The sequence below is a fragment of the Streptomyces sp. NPDC052064 genome, from assembly GCF_055585925.1.
In genome coordinates, this window is record NZ_JBVJJE010000003.1 from 296,017 (window position 1) to 311,480 (window position 15,464).

Here is a 15,464-nt window from a genome sequence, read left to right on the forward strand (position 1 = left end):
CCCCGTGTCTCAATTGCTGGGCATGGGTCAGGAGGCCCGACACGACCCCGTAATGTTGAGGTCGTGACCGTGAACGCTAAGACCAGCGCGAGTGCTGGCAACACCTGGCGAGACCTGCCCGCGGCGCAGCAGCCCGAGTACCCGGACACCGAGGCTCTGCGCGCAGTCGTTGCGGACCTCGAGTCGTATCCGCCGCTCGTCTTCGCGGGCGAGTGCGACCAGCTGCGCGCCCGGATGGCGGCCGTCGCCAAGGGAGAGGCGTTCCTCCTCCAGGGCGGCGACTGCGCCGAGGCCTTCGACGCGGTGTCCGCGGACCACATCCGCAACAAGCTCAAGACGCTGCTCCAGATGGGCGCCGTGCTGACGTACGCCGCGTCCGTGCCCGTGGTGAAGGTCGGCCGGATCGCCGGCCAGTACTCCAAGCCGCGCTCCAAGCCGACCGAGACCCGCGACGGCGTGACGCTGCCGACGTACCGGGGCGACTCTGTCAACGGCTTCGACTTCACCGAAGAGGCCCGCATCCCGGACCCCGAGCGGCTGAAGCGGATGTACCACGCCTCGGCCTCCACGCTGAACCTGGTGCGCGCCTTCACCACCGGCGGCTATGCCGACCTGCGCCAGGTGCACGCCTGGAACCAGGACTTCGTGAAGTCGTCCCCGTCGGGGCAGCGCTACGAGCAGCTGGCGCGCGAGATCGACAACGCGCTGAACTTCATGCACGCCTGCGGGGCCGACCCGGAGGAGTTCAAGACGGTCGAGTTCTACGCCTCGCACGAGGCGCTGCTGCTCGACTACGAGTCCGCCCTGACCCGGGTCGACTCGCGCACCGGGCAGCTGTACGACGTCTCCGCGCACATGGTGTGGATCGGTGAGCGCACCCGGCAGCTGGACCACGCGCACATCGAGTTCGCCTCGCGGATCAGCAACCCGATCGGCATCAAGCTGGGCCCGACGACCACGGCCGAGGACGCGCTGCAGTACATCGAGCGCCTCGACCCGGAGCGGGAGCCGGGCCGGCTGACCTTCATCGTCCGCATGGGCGCCGACAAGGTCCGCGACAAGCTTCCGGAGCTGGTCGAGAAGGTCACCGCCTCGGGCGCCACCGTCGCCTGGGTGACCGACCCGATGCACGGCAACACCTTCGAGGCGGCCTCCGGGCACAAGACCCGCCGCTTCGACGACGTGCTCGACGAGGTCAAGGGCTTCTTCGAGGTCCACAAGGCGCTCGGCACCCACCCGGGCGGCATTCACGTGGAGCTGACCGGCGACGACGTCACGGAGTGCGTGGGCGGCGGCGACGAGATCTTCGTTGACGATCTGCACCAGCGCTACGAGACGGCCTGCGACCCGCGGCTCAACCGCAGCCAGTCGCTCGACCTGGCGTTCCTCGTGGCCGAGATGTACAGGGACCAGTAACGGTTTCGCCTGTTACCCGACATCGACTGGGGCGCGGATCACATACGATCCGCGCCCCAGTCGACTTTTGTGTCTCCGACCCGGCGGGTAAGGTTAGGTTAGCCTCACCGATCAACGGGGACGGCGCTTTGGAACGACCTGTCGGGAGGTGGACCGCGTGTACGTGTGCAGTTGCTTCGGGATCACCGAGCAGCAGGTCAAGCAGCACGCGGACGGCGGCGCCTGCACCCCTCGGCAGATAGCCTCCGCCTGCAAGGCGGGCACGGACTGCGGGTCGTGCGTACGCCGCATCCAGGCGATCCTGGGCAGGGGAGCCTGCCCTCGCCGTGAGATGGCCGACCGAGGCCAGCCGGTGCTCGCGGAGCTGGAAGACGCCGCCTAGCTCGGCTGCTCGATCTGCTGCGCGAGGTACAGCGCCTCGCCGAGCTTCTCGATGAGCTCCAGCTGTGTGTCCAGGTAGTCGATGTGGTGCTCCTCGTCCTCGAGGATCGACTCGAAGAGGTTTGCGGACGTGATGTCGCCCTTGCTGCGCATCACCTCGATACCGCGCTTGAGACGGTCGATCGCCTCGACCTCGACCTGGCGGTCGGCCTGGAACATCTCGGTGACCGTCTGGCCGACCCGTACGTGGAAGAGCCGTTGGTAGTTGGGCAGGCCGTCCAGCATGAGAATGCGTTCGGTGATCTTGTCCGCGTGCTTCATCTCGTCGATGGATTCTTCACGCGTGTACTTGGCGAGTTTGGTCCAGCCTTTGTTGTCCTGGATCCGGTAGTGCAGCCAGTACTGGTTGATCGCCGTCAGCTCGCCGGTCAACTGCTCGTTCAGGAATTCGAGAACCTCGGGGTCGCCCTGCATCGCAGAGGCTCCTTCCACGCGGGGGAACTGGCAGGTTGCGCCGCATGATTCCACCGGCGACGAAGATCGTCCAGTAAGTCTTCACTTACTAAGTAAGGGCATGCTTAGTTCTCATTGCCCTGTTTTGGGGTAGCCCGGGTCGGGGGCATCACCCGGGGTCTGTCAGGATGGAGTCATGGGGCAGCCGGTGGGACACGAATCGGGAGAAGGGCGCGATCCGGCAGGAGCGACGCAGCCCGGGCTTCCGCCGGGACAGCGGTTGCAGCGCGGCTGGCCGGTCACGCACTACGGGCCCGTCCCCAAGTTCCGGGCCGAGCGCTGGGAGTTCAGGGTCTTCGGCGCCACGGCGGACGGCGGCAAGCACTGCTGGACCCACGAGGAGTTCACGGCCCTGCCCTACACCACCGTCGTGGCCGATCTGCACTGCGTCACGAAGTTCAGCATGCTGGGCGCCGAGTGGGGCGGCATCCCCGCGCGCACGATCCTCGACATCGCGCCGCCCGCGGACGACGTCACCCATGTGATGGTGTGGGCCGAGTACGGGTTCAGCTCCAACCTCCGGCTGTCCGACTTCGCCTCCGAGCACGTCCTGTTCGCCACCCACAAGGACGGCGAGCTGCTCACGGCCGAGCACGGCTTCCCGCTGCGCCTGATCGTGCCCCACCTGTACGCCTGGAAGGGCCCCAAGTGGGTGCGCGGCGTGGAGTACATGACCGCCGACCGGCGTGGTTTCTGGGAGGAGCGCGGTTACCACAACATCGGCGACCCGTGGCAGGAGCAGCGCTACTCGTACCAGGAGGAGCCCGGGGACGGCCCCGACCTCTGAGGCCTCTGCGGCCTTCAGCAGTCGCGCAGCTTCTTCAGCCGCTCCACGTCCGCCGCGTGTCCTTCCTTGCCGCCCGGTGTCTCGATGATCAGCGGCACGCCCTCGGTCGCGGGGTGCGTCATCAGGGCCCGGAACGGGTCCTCGCCGATGTGGCCCACGCCGATGTTCTCGTGCCGGTCCTTGTGCGCGCCGACCACGTCCTTGGAGTCGTTGGCGTGGATCAGCTTCAGCCGGCCCTCGCCGACCGTGTCCACCAGCAGGTCCAGCGTCTGGTGCATGCCGCTGGGGCCGGTCAGGTCGTGCCCGGCGGCGAAGATGTGGCAGGTGTCCAGACACACGCCCAGCATCGGATGGGCGTCCAGCGCCTCGAAGTACGGGCCGAAGTCCCACGTCCGCGAGCACAAGGAGGCGCCCTGGCCGGCGGTCGACTCCAGCAGCAGATACGGGTCGTCGTCGTGGGTCAGCTCGTCGAGCAGCGGCAGCAGATGCTCCCGTACCTGCTTCAGCGCCACCGACCGCTCCCGGCCGCCGGTCGCGCTGCCGGTGTGCACGACCACGCCCAGTGCCCCGATCTCCCGCCCGCGGCGCAGCGAGTGCCGCAGCGACTCCACGGACCGCTCCACGGTCGCCTCGGTGTGCGAGCCGAAGTTGATCAGGTAGGGGGCGTGGACATACGCCGGGATCGACTCGGCCTCGCACGCGGCGCGGAACGCCTCGTCCTGCTTCGGATTGCCGACTGGAGTGGCCCAGCCGCGCGGGTTGGCGACGAAGACCTGGACGGTCTCGGCCTTCAGGTCACGGGCGTAGGACAGGCCGACGGAGTGGAGCCCACCGGCCACGGGGACGTGGCCGCCCACGGGATTGCGGGAGGGGCCGGACAGCTGATCGTTCACCCGTTCAGGGTGTCATGCGTCCGGCCCTGCCCCGTCCGCGGGCTCCCTGCCCGCGTCCGTCACCTGATCTTGATGGTGATCGTCGAGCCCTTGGGCGCGGTCTCCCCGCCCGTCACGGACTGGCCCTTCACCGTGTCGCCGAACAGGCCGAGCAGTCCTCGGTCCTCATCGACCTGGAACCCGGCGCTCTCCAGCGCCCGCCTGGCGTCGTCGACGCTGTCGCCGACCACGTCCGGGACCTCGATCATCTCCGGCCCCTTGGAGAGCGTCAGCGTCACCGTGTCGCCCTCGGCCGCCTGGTTGCCGGTGCCCGGGTTCTGCTTGGCGACCTGGCCCTTGTCGAACTCGGAGGAGGTGACCCGCTCGGTGGCGACCTTCACCTTGAGGCCGGCGTCCGTCAGCTCGGCCTTGGCGTCGGCCAGGTCGTCACCGGTGACATCGGGGATGTCGATGGGGCTGCCCTTGCTGACCACCAGCGCGACGGCCGTGCCCGCGCGCACCTTCGTGCCGTCCGCCGGCCGTGCGGAGATCACCGAGCCCTTGGGCACCTCCTCGCTGAACTCCCGGGTGACCATGCCCGGCTCCAGCCCGTCCTCCTTCAGCAGGGACCGCGCCTTGTCCAGCCCCCGGCCCTCCAGGGCGGGCACGCGCACGTTCCGGGGGCCGTCGGAGATGGTGAGGGACACCGAGTCGTTGCCGCGGATGCGCGTCCCGGCCTTCGGGGCGCTGCTGATGACCGTGCCGCGCTCCACGGTGTCGCTGTAGGCGTGCTCGACCTTGCCGAGCTCCAGCCCGGCGTCCCGCAGCCGGTCCTCGGCCTGGTCCTGGGTCTTCGCCAGCAGCGGGGGCACCTCGGTGAACTGGCCGGAGTTGATGTACCAGATGCCGGTGCCGAGACCGAGCACGAGCAGGACGGCGACGACGATCGCCATCGGGCCGCGCCGGGGCCCCGAGCGGCGCCGGGACGGCGGGGGCGGCGGGGACTCGAAGCGGCTGGTGCGGTCGAGCGCGGCCGCGGAGCCCTCCTCGTCCTCGTTGACGGGCAGCAGGCGGGGCGTGGCCGACGCGCGCGGGATCACGCTCGTACGGTCGTCGGCGTTGTCGTGGTCCGCCGCGAGCGCCTGCGGTGGCACCGCGTCCAGCTGCTCCACGGTCAGCCGACCGCGCCCGTCACGGACCTGCGCGAGCAGCGCCACCGCGTCGTGCGGGCGGATGTCCGGGGTGCGGGCGGTCGCCGAGGACACCATCGCGTCCAGCTCGTACGCCAGGCCGGGCACGGCGGCCGAGGGCGGCGGGACGTCCTCGTGCAGGTGCTTGTAGAGGATCACGGCCGGGGAGTCCCCGTCGTGCGGCTTGTCCCCGGTCAGCATCTCGTACAGCATCACGCCGCACGCGTACACGTCGACGCGGGGGTCGGCGGTGCCGTTCTCTATCTGCTCGGGGGCGAGGTACGAGACCGTGCCGAGCACGGTGCCGGTGGTGTTCGTCACCGTGTCGACGGCCCGTACGAGCCCGAAGTCAGCGACCTTGACCCGGCCGTCGTCCCCTATCAGGACGTTCTCGGGCTTCATGTCCCGGTGCACGAACCCGGCGCGGTGCGCGGCGCCCAGCGCCGCCAGCACCGGCTCCAGGATGTCCAGGGCGGCACGCGGCTGAAGGGCCCCGCGCTCGCGCAGCACGTCCCGCAGGGTGCAGCCCGCGACGTACTCCATGGCGAGGTAGACGTACGAACCGTCGGTGCCCTGGTCGAAGACCTGCACCACGTTCGGGTGAGCCAGCCGGGCCACCGACTTCGCCTCGCGGATGAACCGCTCGACGAACGAGCCGTCGACCGCGAGCGAGGGGTGCATCACCTTGAGCGCGAGGACCCGGTCGAGCCGGGTGTCCACGGCCCGGTAGACCGTGGCCATCCCGCCGACCGCGATCCGCGCGTCGATGCGATACCGGCCGTCGAGCACCTGCCCGACCAAGGGGTCCTGAAGGGTCGTGTCCACGCAGGCGAGTGTACGAGCCACGACTGACAGCCCGTCGCCCCGCCCGTTTTCGGAGCGCGACTGAAGCGGACCTGTGACGTGCGTCAGACGGCCGCCGCTGCGGCAGCCGTCCCGCTGAGCTGCGGGCAGTCGTGCCGCTGGGGCGGCACCCGTCCCGAAGAGGCGGCACCCCGCTCCGCCGGGCTGCGAAACGCCCCGGCCTCAGCACCAACGCCGGGTCACTCAAAAGCAGGCCGTTCTGGATCCAGCGCAGCCATGCCCTCAGCCGGCGAAGACGCCTCCGCGAAATGCCGCCGAGGAATACGCCCCGCCCGATAAGCCAACCTCCCCGCCTCGACCGCGTGCCGCATCGCGTCAGCCATCAGCACCGGCTCCTGTGCACGCGTCACCGCCGAGGCGAGCATCACCCCCGCACACCCCAGCTCCATCGCCAACGCCGCGTCCGACGCCGTGCCGGCTCCCGCGTCCAGGATCACCGGCACGCGCGCGTGCTCGACGATCAGCTGGAAGTTGTGAGGATTGCGAATGCCCAGCCCGGAGCCGATCGGCGAGCCGAGCGGCATGATCGCCGCGCAGCCGACGTCCTCCAGCTTCCGCGCGAGCACGGGGTCGTCGTTGGTGTACGGCAGCACCGTGAACCCGTCGTCGACCAGCGTCTCGGCCGCCTCCAGCAGCTCGATCGGATCCGGCAGCAGGGTCCGCTCGTCGGCGATGACCTCCAGCTTGACCAGGTCGGTGCCGAGGGCCTCGCGCGCGAGACGGGCGGTGAGGACGGCCTCGCCGGCCGTGAAGCAACCCGCCGTGTTGGGCAGGACGCGAATGCCGAGCTTGTCCAGGACGGACAGCACCGAGCCGTGCACCGAGGCGTTCACCCGGCGCATCGCGACCGTCGTCAGCTCCGTCCCGGACGCGACCAGCGACCGCTCCAGCACGTCGAGGCTCGGTGCCCCGCCCGTACCCATGATCAGGCGGGAGGTGAAGGACGTACCACCGAGGACAAACGGATCGTCGGCCATGGTCAGCCTCCTTGGACGGCGGTGAGGACTTCCACGCGGTCCCCCTCGGCCAGGGGGGTGGACGGCCACTGCGCGCGCGGGACGACGGTTTCGTTGAGGGCGGCGGCCACGCCGGACCGCGAGGCGGTGAGCGACCTCACGACGGTGTCGAGAGCCGTACCGGGCCGGACGTCCCGGGGCTCCCCGTTGACGGAGATGTTCATGCGGGCTGCTCCGTGAGTGCGGGGACGGTGCTGAATCGCTTCGGCGTGAAGGGGCGGGCTTCCTCGGGGAGCTCACCGGTCGCCAGGACGTGCGCCATGGCGTCGCCGGTGACCGGCGTGAGCAGGACGCCGTTGCGGTAGTGCCCGGTGGCCAGCAGCAGTCCCTCCAGCCCGGTCGGGCCGAGCAGCGGGGCGTTGTCGGGGGATCCGGGCCGCAGTCCGGCCCGGGTCTCGGTGAGGGGCAGCTCGGTGATGCCCGGGACCAGCTCGTGCGCGTCGCGCAGCAGCTCGTACACGCCGCCCGCGGTCACGGTGGTGTCCCAGCCCAGCTCCTCGCTGGTCGCCCCGACGACCAGCTCGCCGCTCTCGCGCGGCACCAGGTAGACGTGGCTGCCGCGGACGACCGCGCGTACGGTCCGGCTCAGGAACGGCCCGTGCCGCTGCGGCATGGTCAGCCGTACGACCTGCCCCTTCACCGGCCGTACGGGCGGCAGCACGTCCTCCGGGACGCCCGCGAGCCGCCCGCTGAGGCTGCCCCCGGCCAGTACGACCTGCCCGGCGTCCAGCGGGGTGCCGTCGTTCATGACGACGCCCGTGGCCCGGTCCCGCCCGACGGTGAGCCGCTCCGCCCACACCCGGTGGAAGACCACACCGGCACGCTCGCACGCGGCGACCAGCGCCCCGGCCAGCCGCCGCGGGTCGATCTGGTGGTCGCCGTCGACCCGCAGCCCGCCGCGCACACCCGGCGCGAGCATCGGCTCCAGACGCCGGCACTCCCGCCCCGACAGCCACTGCGACTCCAGGCCCGACTGCTGCTGCAAGGCGTGCAGTTCGCGCAGATGGGCCCGGTCGTCGGCGTCCAGGGCCACGGCGAGCGTGCCGCACCGGCGGTAGCCGAGGTCGTGGCCGGTCTGCTCGGTGAGCTCGGCCGCGAAGTCCGGATAGCGCCGGGCGGAGGCGAGATTGAGACCGAGCAGGGTCTGCTCGCCGTAGTGCAGTTCGGTGACGGCGGCCAGCATCCCGGCCGCCACCTGTGCGGCTCCGCCGCCCGGCTCCGGGTCCACCACGGCCGTGGCGAGCCCGCGCTGCGCGGCCCGCCACGCGGTGACCAGGCCGATGATCCCGCCCCCGATGACGAGGACGTCTGACGTTCGCGTACGCGACATGGGCGTCCAGCCCCTCCCTTCGCCGGCATGACCCGGATCAGGTTCGTACGGTCGGAGGCCGCCAGCCTCCCTCTCAGCCCGGTGCGTCCGGGCTCCCGCGAGTGCCTTACGTTGGCCACCCACCCTAGCCCGATGCCGTATGCGGCAGTAAGGGAGCCACCGCCATGGCCCGATCCCTCGACGGTCTCGTCCTCGCCCCTGTCGCCGACCAGGCACCGGGTCAGGTGGGGACGCGCACCCGGTTCACGTACCACGAGAAGGACGGCGAGGTCTGGGCCGAGTACACGGGCGGCGACGTCGTGCGCGGACATCTCGTGGGTACCCGTGAGGGCGACAGGCTGGACTTCCGGTACGTACAACTCAAGGGGGACGGAACCACCTCCTCCGGGCACTGCGTGTCGACGGTCGTGGAACTGCCCGACGGGCGGGTGCGGCTGGAGGAGAGCTGGAAGTGGGAGTCCCAGGCGGGCAGCGGGACGAGCGTTGTGGAGCAGGTCACTGCGCATGAGCGCTGACTGACGGAATGTCAGTTGTCTATGGTGATCAGGTGAGCGAGCAGACGCAGGAACCAGGTTCGTCCGCGCCGCGGCGCGTGGTCGTGGCGGGCGCGGGCATGGCCGGTGTGCAGACCGCCGTCGCCCTGCGCGAGCAGGGCTTCACCGGCACGGTGAGCCTGATCGGCGCCGAACCCCACCAGCCGTACGACCGGCCCCCCTTGTCCAAGGCCGTCCTGCTCGGCAAGGCCGAGGGCTCCGCCTTCGACGTCGACTTCGAGGCCCTCGGTATCGAACTCCGGCTCGGCTGCGAGGTGCAGGGCCTGCGCCCCGGGGATCATGAGCTGGACACCGAGGACGGGCCCCTGCCGTACGACATCCTCGTCGTCGCGACCGGCGCCGAACCGATCCGGCTGACCGGGGCGGAGGGCGTGCCGGGCGTGCATCTGCTGCGCACCCTGGACGACGCCGAGCGGCTGCGGCCGGTGCTGGCCCGTCAGCACGACATCGTGGTCGTCGGCGCGGGCTGGATCGGCGCGGAGTTCGCCACGGCCGCGCGCGAGGCGGGCTGCGCGGTGACCGTCGTGGAGGCCGCCGACCGACCGCTCGCCGGGGCGCTGCCCGCCGAGGTCGCCGCGCCGATGGCCGGCTGGTACGCCGACGCGGGTGCCGTGCTGCGGACGCACGCGCGCGTGGAGCGTGTGGAACCCGGCGCTGTGGTTCTCGACGACGGCTCGCGGCTGCCCGCCGGCGCGGTCGTCGTCGGCATCGGCGCCCGTCCGGCCACGGCCTGGCTGTCCGGCTCCGGGATCGAGCTGGGCACGCACGGCGAGATCGTGGCCGACCAGCACCTGCGTTCGTCGGCACCCGACGTATACGCGGTCGGGGACTGCGCCTCCTTCCCCTCGGGCCGGTACGGCGAGCGCCTGCTGGTGCACCACTGGGACAACGCCCTCCAGGGGCCGCGCACGGTCGCCGTGAACATCGTCGGCCGGGCGTCGGGGGAGACCCCTGCGGTGTACGACCCCGTGCCGTACTTCTGGTCCGAGCAGTTCGGGCGGTTCGTGCAGTACGCCGGGCATCACGCGGCGGCCGACACGACCTTGTGGCGGGGGGACCCGGCCGGACCGGCCTGGACGGTCTGCTGGCTCCGCGGCGACCGGCTGGTCGCGCTGCTGGCGGTAGGCCGCCCCCGGGACCTGGCGCAGGGCCGCCGCCTGATCGAGTCGGGCACGCCGATGGATCCGGCGTTGCTGGCGGACCCGGCGAGGCCCTTGAAGGCGGCGACGGCGTAGCTGGAGAGGGGTGCGTGTCCGCCCAGGTGGGCGGGCCCGACTTCCGACTGTCAGTGGGGGATGGCAGGCTGGTTTCCGTGACCGAGATTGACGCAAAGATCGATGCTCTCGTCCCTGCCTGGCTCACCCTCCCCGACATCGCCGAACAGCTCGGCGTCGAGGTGACGCGCGTGCGGCAGCTGGTCAAGGAGGGCCAGCTCATCGCCGTACGCCGTGGTGAGAACCGCGCACTGCACGTCCCCGCTGCCTTCATCGACGGGGACAAGGTCCTCAAGGGCCTGGCCGGGACCCTGACGCTCCTGCGGGACGACGGTTTCACGGTCGAAGAGATGCTGGAGTGGCTCTTCACCCCCGACCCGAGCCTGCCCGGTACCCCGGCACAGGCCCTGAGCGAGAATCGCGGCACGGAGGTGAAGCGCCGAGCCCAGGCGCTCGCGGTCTGAACCGACTCCGACCGACAACCGTCCGGTGCCGTACGAGCGGGACCGGACCGAAAACCGCCCGGCGTGCGGGCCGGGGCCCGTGTGGTCCCGGCCGCGGGGTGGCCCGCGCCCGTCCGGGCGTGGGCCGCCTGGGGCGGGCCGTGCGAGACCCCCGGGCGGGGCCCGGAGGTACCGGAGCGGGGCGCTCCGGCGCCCTGGTCGCATGCCGTGCGCAGGGGTGCGGTGCCCGCCCGTCCGCCGCGGACGCGGGCGCTCTGGCGTCCCGTCCCGTAAGGCCACCGGTGCCACCGGTACGGGTGCATCTCGCGCCCGTGCGGCACCATGGGCGCACCCGCACGTCCACGCCGCCGGGTGCACCCGGATCCGTACGCCCACGGGCGCACCCGCACCCGTGCGCCACCGACAACCAGGGGGACAGACACGCATGGCCGCCACCGACACCACCGCCCGCGCCCAGCTCGCCGACGCCCGGGTCTATCTCTGCACCGACGCGCGCAAGCGGCAGGGTGATCTCGTGGAGTTCCTGGACGCCGTGCTGGCGGGCGGGGTCGACATCGTGCAGTTGCGGGACAAGGGCATGGAGGCGGCCGAGGAGCTGGAGCACCTGGCCGTCTTCGCCGACGCCTGCGCCCGGCACGGCAAGCTGCTCGCGGTCAACGACCGCGCGGACGTCGCCCACGCCGCCGGCTCCGACGTACTGCACCTCGGCCAGGGCGACCTCCCCGTCCCCGCGGCCCGCGCGATCCTCGGCGACGACGTCCTGATCGGCCGCTCCACGCACGCCGAGTCCGAGGCCGCCGCGGCCGCCGCCCAGGACGGCGTGGACTACTTCTGCACCGGCCCGTGCTGGCCGACCCCCACCAAGCCCGGCCGCCACGCCCCCGGCCTGGACCTGGTGCGGTACACCGCCGCCCTCGGCACCGACCGCCCCTGGTTCGCCATCGGCGGCATCGACCTCGGCAATCTCGACCAGGTCCTGGAAGCGGGAGCCCGGCGCGCCGTCGTCGTACGGGCGATCACCGAGGCCGACGACCCGGGCGCGGCGGCGGCCGAGTTCGCGAAGAGGCTGCGGGAGAAGTAGTACGCCGGTTGTCCAAGGGGTGGACAACAAGTGCACAAATCGGGCAAATATCCTTGCCCGGTTGGGGGACAGACCGCCCCTGGCTAACCTGCCGGTATGGCCCTCGGCACCGCATCCATCAGGTCGGACCACGCGCGCACCGTCCGCGACATGCTCGCGACCGGCAAGACGACGTACTCGTTCGAGTTCTACGCCCCGAAGACCCCGAAGGGCGAGCGGAACCTGTGGAACGCGCTGCGCCGGGTCGAGGCCGTGGCGCCCGACTTCGTCTCCGTGACCTACGGTGCGGGCGGTTCCACCCGCGCGGGCACGGTCAAGGCGACCGAGGCGATCGCCTCCGACACCACCCTCACGCCCATCGCGCACCTCACGGCGGTCGACCACTCGGTGGCCGACCTGCGCAACATCATCGGCCAGTACGCCGACGCCGGGATCCGCAACATGCTCGCCCTGCGCGGCGACCCGCCCGGCGACCCGATGGGTGAGTGGGTGCCGCACCCCCGGGGCCTGGCCTACGCCGCCGAACTCGTCGAGCTGATCAAGGCGTCCGGCGACTTCTGCGTGGGCGTCGCCGCCTTCCCGGCGATGCACCCGCGCTCCACCGACTGGGACGCCGACGTCCGCCACTTCGTCGACAAGTGCCGTGCGGGCGCGGACTACGCCATCACGCAGATGTTCTTCCACCCGGAGGACTACCTCCGGCTGCGGGACCGGGTCTCTGCCGCCGGCTGCGACACCCCGATCATTCCCGAGGTCATGCCGATCGCCAGCGTGCGGTCGCTGGAGCGGATCGGGTCCCTCACCAACGCCGCGTTCCCGGCCGCCCTGAAAGAGCGGATCCTCACAGCAAAAGACGATCCGGCCGCTGTACGCTCCATTGGTATCGAATTCGCCACGGAGTTCTGTGCGCGGCTGCTCGCCGAGGGAGTGCCCGGCTTGCACTTCATCACGCTCAACAACTCCACGGCGACGCTGGAAATCTACGAGAACCTGGGCCTGCACCGCCGACCGCAGGCCTAGACCGTTCGCACCGGTATGCGACACACTGCGTAGCGGCGACTGGGAGAGGGGCGTACATGGGCTGGGCGGTCCTCTACATCGCGTTCGGCATCGTCGCGCTGTGGCTGCTGGGCGAGGTGCTGTTGCAATACAAGGCGCGGCTGCGCTGGCGGCTGCTCGCCTTCGTCGGGTTCCTCGGTGTCGTGGTCGGTGTCCTGATCCCGTCCGTCGTCGTGATCGGACTGGGCGCGGCCGCCTTCGCGGTCGGACAGACGTACGTCACCCTGTCGTTCCGCAGCGGCTTCTCGGCCGGCTGGGCGATGAAGGCGCCGATGCTGGGCGGCGGCAAGGGCCGCCGGGGTGAGCGCGGCCGCCAGGAGCCGGCCCTCGAGGTCTCCGGCCTGGAGGCGGCCGACGGCGGCTACGGCGACGAGGGCGCCGACTACCGCCGCGACAACACCGCCCCCGCCTACGGCCAGGACGACGACTACGACCGCGACGACGTCTTCACCCCGTCGCGCCCTGTCCATCCGACGGCCGCCGAGACCACCACCGTCTACGAGCCGCAGCCCGTGCCCGACGACACCGGCTCCTACGGCGTGTACGGCGACACCGGGTACCAGGCGGGCCAGCCCCACGACCAGTACGCCGCCACAGCCCAGGGCACCGACCAGTCCTACTCCTACGACTACTCGGGCTACGGCCAGCAGCAGGGCTACGACGCCACGGACCAGCAGCAGTACGCCGCCTACTCGGACCCGTACATCGGCACGCCGACCTACGGCGGAGCCTCGTACGACACCTCCTACGGCGACCAGCAGTACTACGCCCAGCAGGGCTACGGCCAGGACCAGTACACCGGCACCTACGGGGGCGAGAGCCCGCCCGGCGGTGTGTGGGTCCCGCAGCAGCGCGACACCGACGAGTACGGCCAGGAACTGCCGCCGGAGCAGCAGCCGTACCCGTACCAGGGCAACGGGCAGCAGCAGGCGCACGGGAACGGCTTCGACGAGCAGTACCGCTTCTGAAGCCTGAACGCCGCCGGGGCGGCGCGCCTACTGGGAGCCCCGGAACTCCGGTCCCTCCACGATCAGTCCCGCCACCAGCGCGCCCGACATGCCGGCGTGCGGCAGTCCGCCACCGGGGTGCGCCCAGCCGCCGACGGTGAACAGACCGGCCACGCGCGTGCTGTTGGACCGATGCAGCAGCCGCCCGCCGTCCGCCGCCAGGGCGGGCACCGGCACCGCCCCGCCCTCCGCACCGGTCGCCTCGGCGACGTCGGCCGGGGTGCGCACCTCCTGCCAGAGGAGACGGCCGCGCAGGTCGGGTATGGCGCGCTCGGCGACCCTGATCATGTTTTCGGCGAGGTCGTCGTAGGGCTCGTCGGGCCGCGCGGGCACCGCCGTCGTGAGGGTGACCGCCTCGTGGTCCGCGTCCGGGACCAGCCCCGGGTCGTCGGGCCGCAGGACCGTGACCGTCGGGTGTGGGTTCCCCGCCGCCTCGCCGAACAAGGCGTCCAACTCGGCCTCGCGGTCCGCCGCGTGCACCACCGTGCGGTGTGCTGTGTCGTCGGGGCGGGCGCCGCGCAGGGCGAGCAGCACCGTGAGCCGGCTCGCGGTCGCGGGCTGCGGCGGCACCTCGCCGTCACCCCGCGCCACGGCTTGCGCCGACAGCCGGTCCAGTGTGCCGGGCGCGACACCGGCGACCACGAAGTCCGCCTCCGCGACCGTGCCGTCGGCGAGTTCCACCCCCGACGCCCGGCCGTCCTTCTCCAGCACCCCGGTCACGTCGGCGCCGAAACGGAACTCGACCTTTCGGGCCACACACCGCTCGTACACCGCGCGGGCCAGCTCACGCAGGCCGCCGCGCACGTACCAGGTGCCGAAGGCGTGCTCCATGTACGGCAGTACGGCCGCGCTCGCAGGGGTGGTCCGGGGGTCCAGGCCGTGCGTCAGGGCGTGGCTCTCCAGGAGCGCGGCGAGCCGGGCCTCCCGCAGCTCCCAGGCGCCGACCTCGGCGAGCGTGCCGGCCCGGCGGGTGCGCAGCAGTCGCTTGTGGGGCACCGCCGGGTACGGCTCGCGCTCGGCCAGCACCTGCCAGTTCGGCCACAGCGGCTCCTCCAGGAGAGGCCGGCGGGTCCGGTCCCAGGCCTCGCGGGCCCGCACCAGGAAGTCGCCCCACCGCTTCCCGGCCCCGGAGCCGAGCGCCTCGTCCAGAGCCGCCACGACGCCCGCGCGCGAGGCGTTCGGCAGCGACACCCGGGTGCCGTCCGCGAACACGTGCCGGGACGACGGGTCGACCTGGATCATGTCGACGCAACGCTCCAGCGGCTCCTTGCCGGTCTTGACGAACAGGTCGCGGTAGACGGCGGGCAGTGGGAGCAGGCCGGGGCCGGTGTCGAAGGAGAACCCGTCGCGCTCGAAGCGGCGCAGGGCTCCGCCGTACGTGTCCGCCCGCTCGTACACCACCACCCGGTGGCCCGCGACGGCCAGCCGGGCGGCCGCCGCCAGTGCGCCCATCCCGGCGCCGATCACCGCAATCCGTGCCATGCCAGCGACTTTATCGGCCCCCGCTGACAGCCCCCGCCGACAGTCCCCGCCGACGGCCTCCGAGTACGGGCACGGAGGCGGTCGTGACCAGTCGGCCACGGAGTGTTCTGGGGCCGCGTGCGCAGGGCTGAGTACCCGTACCTAGTGAGGGAGTTGAGTACGCGCGCGGATGGGGGAGGACCTGCGAGAACGAGAGAGTGGAGGCACGGAGAGGGGCACGGCTCCGGTACCGGC

At 71.6% G+C, this 15,464-nt stretch carries 16 protein-coding genes and 1 riboswitch; of the genes, 9 read left to right on the forward strand and 7 right to left on the reverse strand.

Features of this window, described 5'->3' with window-relative positions:
* Positions 1-63 precede the first annotated feature (63 nt).
* Both ACZ6TU_RS09220 and ACZ6TU_RS09225 read left to right on the forward strand, forming a co-directional pair.
* On the forward strand, positions 64-1,416 hold the full coding sequence (locus ACZ6TU_RS09220) for a class II 3-deoxy-7-phosphoheptulonate synthase (protein ID WP_467674264.1): 1,353 nt from the start codon (positions 64-66) through the stop codon (positions 1,414-1,416).
* Positions 1,417-1,564: 148 nt separating this feature from the next.
* Entirely contained in the window at positions 1,565-1,798 is a 234-nt protein-coding gene (locus tag ACZ6TU_RS09225; protein WP_020272981.1) for a (2Fe-2S)-binding protein, read from the forward strand.
* On the opposite strand, the gene bfr is transcribed toward ACZ6TU_RS09225, so the two are convergent.
* Positions 1,795-2,271, reverse strand: coding sequence for a bacterioferritin (bfr, locus tag ACZ6TU_RS09230; protein ID WP_059423254.1), 477 nt, complete (start codon positions 2,269-2,271; stop codon positions 1,795-1,797). The genes ACZ6TU_RS09225 and bfr overlap by 4 nt on opposite strands.
* A 175-nt stretch (positions 2,272-2,446) precedes the next feature.
* Here bfr and ACZ6TU_RS09235 point away from each other — a divergent pair, with 175 nt between their 5' ends.
* A complete protein-coding gene (locus tag ACZ6TU_RS09235) occupies positions 2,447-3,097 on the forward strand; it encodes a sulfite oxidase-like oxidoreductase (protein WP_469547615.1) in 651 nt (216 codons plus the stop codon).
* A 14-nt stretch (positions 3,098-3,111) separates the two neighbouring features.
* On the opposite strand, the gene ACZ6TU_RS09240 is transcribed toward ACZ6TU_RS09235, so the two are convergent.
* The 5 genes from ACZ6TU_RS09240 to thiO all read right to left on the reverse strand — a co-directional run bounded on the left by ACZ6TU_RS09240 (position 3,112) and on the right by thiO (position 8,369).
* Complete coding sequence (locus tag ACZ6TU_RS09240) at positions 3,112-3,990, reverse strand: deoxyribonuclease IV (protein WP_467674259.1); 879 nt, start codon at positions 3,988-3,990, stop codon at positions 3,112-3,114.
* 59 nt (positions 3,991-4,049) lie between these two features.
* Positions 4,050-5,984: a Stk1 family PASTA domain-containing Ser/Thr kinase gene (pknB, locus tag ACZ6TU_RS09245; RefSeq protein WP_469547617.1), complete on the reverse strand. Its 1,935-nt coding sequence runs from the start codon at positions 5,982-5,984 to the stop codon at positions 4,050-4,052.
* Between the two features lie 218 nt (positions 5,985-6,202).
* Positions 6,203-7,000, reverse strand: coding sequence for a thiazole synthase (locus ACZ6TU_RS09250; RefSeq protein WP_467674255.1), 798 nt, complete (start codon positions 6,998-7,000; stop codon positions 6,203-6,205).
* A 2-nt stretch (positions 7,001-7,002) separates the two neighbouring features.
* Complete coding sequence (gene thiS, locus ACZ6TU_RS09255) at positions 7,003-7,203, reverse strand: sulfur carrier protein ThiS (RefSeq protein ID WP_467674253.1); 201 nt, start codon at positions 7,201-7,203, stop codon at positions 7,003-7,005.
* The gene (gene thiO, locus ACZ6TU_RS09260; RefSeq protein WP_467674251.1) at positions 7,200-8,369 is read right to left on the reverse strand and encodes a glycine oxidase ThiO; all 1,170 of its coding nucleotides are present in this window, start codon (positions 8,367-8,369) and stop codon (positions 7,200-7,202) included. The genes thiS and thiO overlap by 4 nt, the downstream gene beginning before the upstream one ends.
* Positions 8,367-8,478: riboswitch (TPP riboswitch) on the reverse strand. Its footprint overlaps the gene before it by 3 nt.
* A 55-nt stretch (positions 8,479-8,533) precedes the next feature.
* Between thiO and ACZ6TU_RS09265 the strand changes: the two genes are divergently transcribed.
* The 6 genes from ACZ6TU_RS09265 (at position 8,534) to ACZ6TU_RS09290 (ending at position 13,709) form a co-directional block, all read left to right on the forward strand.
* Positions 8,534-8,884 carry an avidin-fold protein gene (locus tag ACZ6TU_RS09265; protein WP_467674249.1) on the forward strand — a complete coding sequence of 117 codons (351 nt, stop codon included), beginning with the start codon at positions 8,534-8,536 and terminating at the stop codon, positions 8,882-8,884.
* A 32-nt stretch (positions 8,885-8,916) separates the two neighbouring features.
* Complete coding sequence (locus ACZ6TU_RS09270) at positions 8,917-10,158, forward strand: NAD(P)/FAD-dependent oxidoreductase (RefSeq protein ID WP_469547621.1); 1,242 nt, start codon at positions 8,917-8,919, stop codon at positions 10,156-10,158.
* Between the two features lie 77 nt (positions 10,159-10,235).
* On the forward strand, positions 10,236-10,601 hold the full coding sequence (locus tag ACZ6TU_RS09275; protein WP_467674245.1) for an Rv2175c family DNA-binding protein: 366 nt from the start codon (positions 10,236-10,238) through the stop codon (positions 10,599-10,601).
* A gap of 424 nt (positions 10,602-11,025) precedes the next feature.
* The gene (gene thiE / locus ACZ6TU_RS09280) at positions 11,026-11,682 is read left to right on the forward strand and encodes a thiamine phosphate synthase (protein ID WP_469547623.1); all 657 of its coding nucleotides are present in this window, start codon (positions 11,026-11,028) and stop codon (positions 11,680-11,682) included.
* 96 nt (positions 11,683-11,778) lie between these two features.
* Positions 11,779-12,702 carry a methylenetetrahydrofolate reductase [NAD(P)H] gene (metF, locus tag ACZ6TU_RS09285; protein ID WP_467674242.1) on the forward strand — a complete coding sequence of 308 codons (924 nt, stop codon included), beginning with the start codon at positions 11,779-11,781 and terminating at the stop codon, positions 12,700-12,702.
* Between the two features lie 56 nt (positions 12,703-12,758).
* Entirely contained in the window at positions 12,759-13,709 is a 951-nt protein-coding gene (locus ACZ6TU_RS09290) for an SCO2102 family sporulation regulator (RefSeq protein ID WP_467674240.1), read from the forward strand.
* A gap of 27 nt (positions 13,710-13,736) precedes the next feature.
* Here ACZ6TU_RS09290 and ACZ6TU_RS09295 read toward each other — a convergent pair whose 3' ends face one another.
* On the reverse strand, positions 13,737-15,230 hold the full coding sequence (locus ACZ6TU_RS09295; protein ID WP_469547626.1) for a phytoene desaturase family protein: 1,494 nt from the start codon (positions 15,228-15,230) through the stop codon (positions 13,737-13,739).
* Positions 15,231-15,464 lie beyond the last annotated feature (234 nt).

Excerpts from the sequence above, each read along its gene's own strand:
- bfr (WP_059423254.1), bottom strand. The coding sequence starts at position 2,271 with ATGCAGGGCGACCCCGAGGTTCTCGAATTCCTGAACGAGCAGTTGACC.
- ACZ6TU_RS09235 (WP_469547615.1), top strand. The coding sequence starts at position 2,447 with ATGGGGCAGCCGGTGGGACACGAATCGGGAGAAGGGCGCGATCCGGCA.
- ACZ6TU_RS09250 (WP_467674255.1), bottom strand. The coding sequence starts at position 7,000 with ATGGCCGACGATCCGTTTGTCCTCGGTGGTACGTCCTTCACCTCCCGC.
- thiS (WP_467674253.1), bottom strand. The coding sequence starts at position 7,203 with ATGAACATCTCCGTCAACGGGGAGCCCCGGGACGTCCGGCCCGGTACG.
- thiO (WP_467674251.1), bottom strand. The coding sequence starts at position 8,369 with ATGTCGCGTACGCGAACGTCAGACGTCCTCGTCATCGGGGGCGGGATC.
- ACZ6TU_RS09265 (WP_467674249.1), top strand. The coding sequence starts at position 8,534 with ATGGCCCGATCCCTCGACGGTCTCGTCCTCGCCCCTGTCGCCGACCAG.
- thiE (WP_469547623.1), top strand. The coding sequence starts at position 11,026 with ATGGCCGCCACCGACACCACCGCCCGCGCCCAGCTCGCCGACGCCCGG.
- metF (WP_467674242.1), top strand. The coding sequence starts at position 11,779 with ATGGCCCTCGGCACCGCATCCATCAGGTCGGACCACGCGCGCACCGTC.
- ACZ6TU_RS09290 (WP_467674240.1), top strand. The coding sequence starts at position 12,759 with ATGGGCTGGGCGGTCCTCTACATCGCGTTCGGCATCGTCGCGCTGTGG.
- ACZ6TU_RS09295 (WP_469547626.1), bottom strand. The coding sequence starts at position 15,230 with ATGGCACGGATTGCGGTGATCGGCGCCGGGATGGGCGCACTGGCGGCG.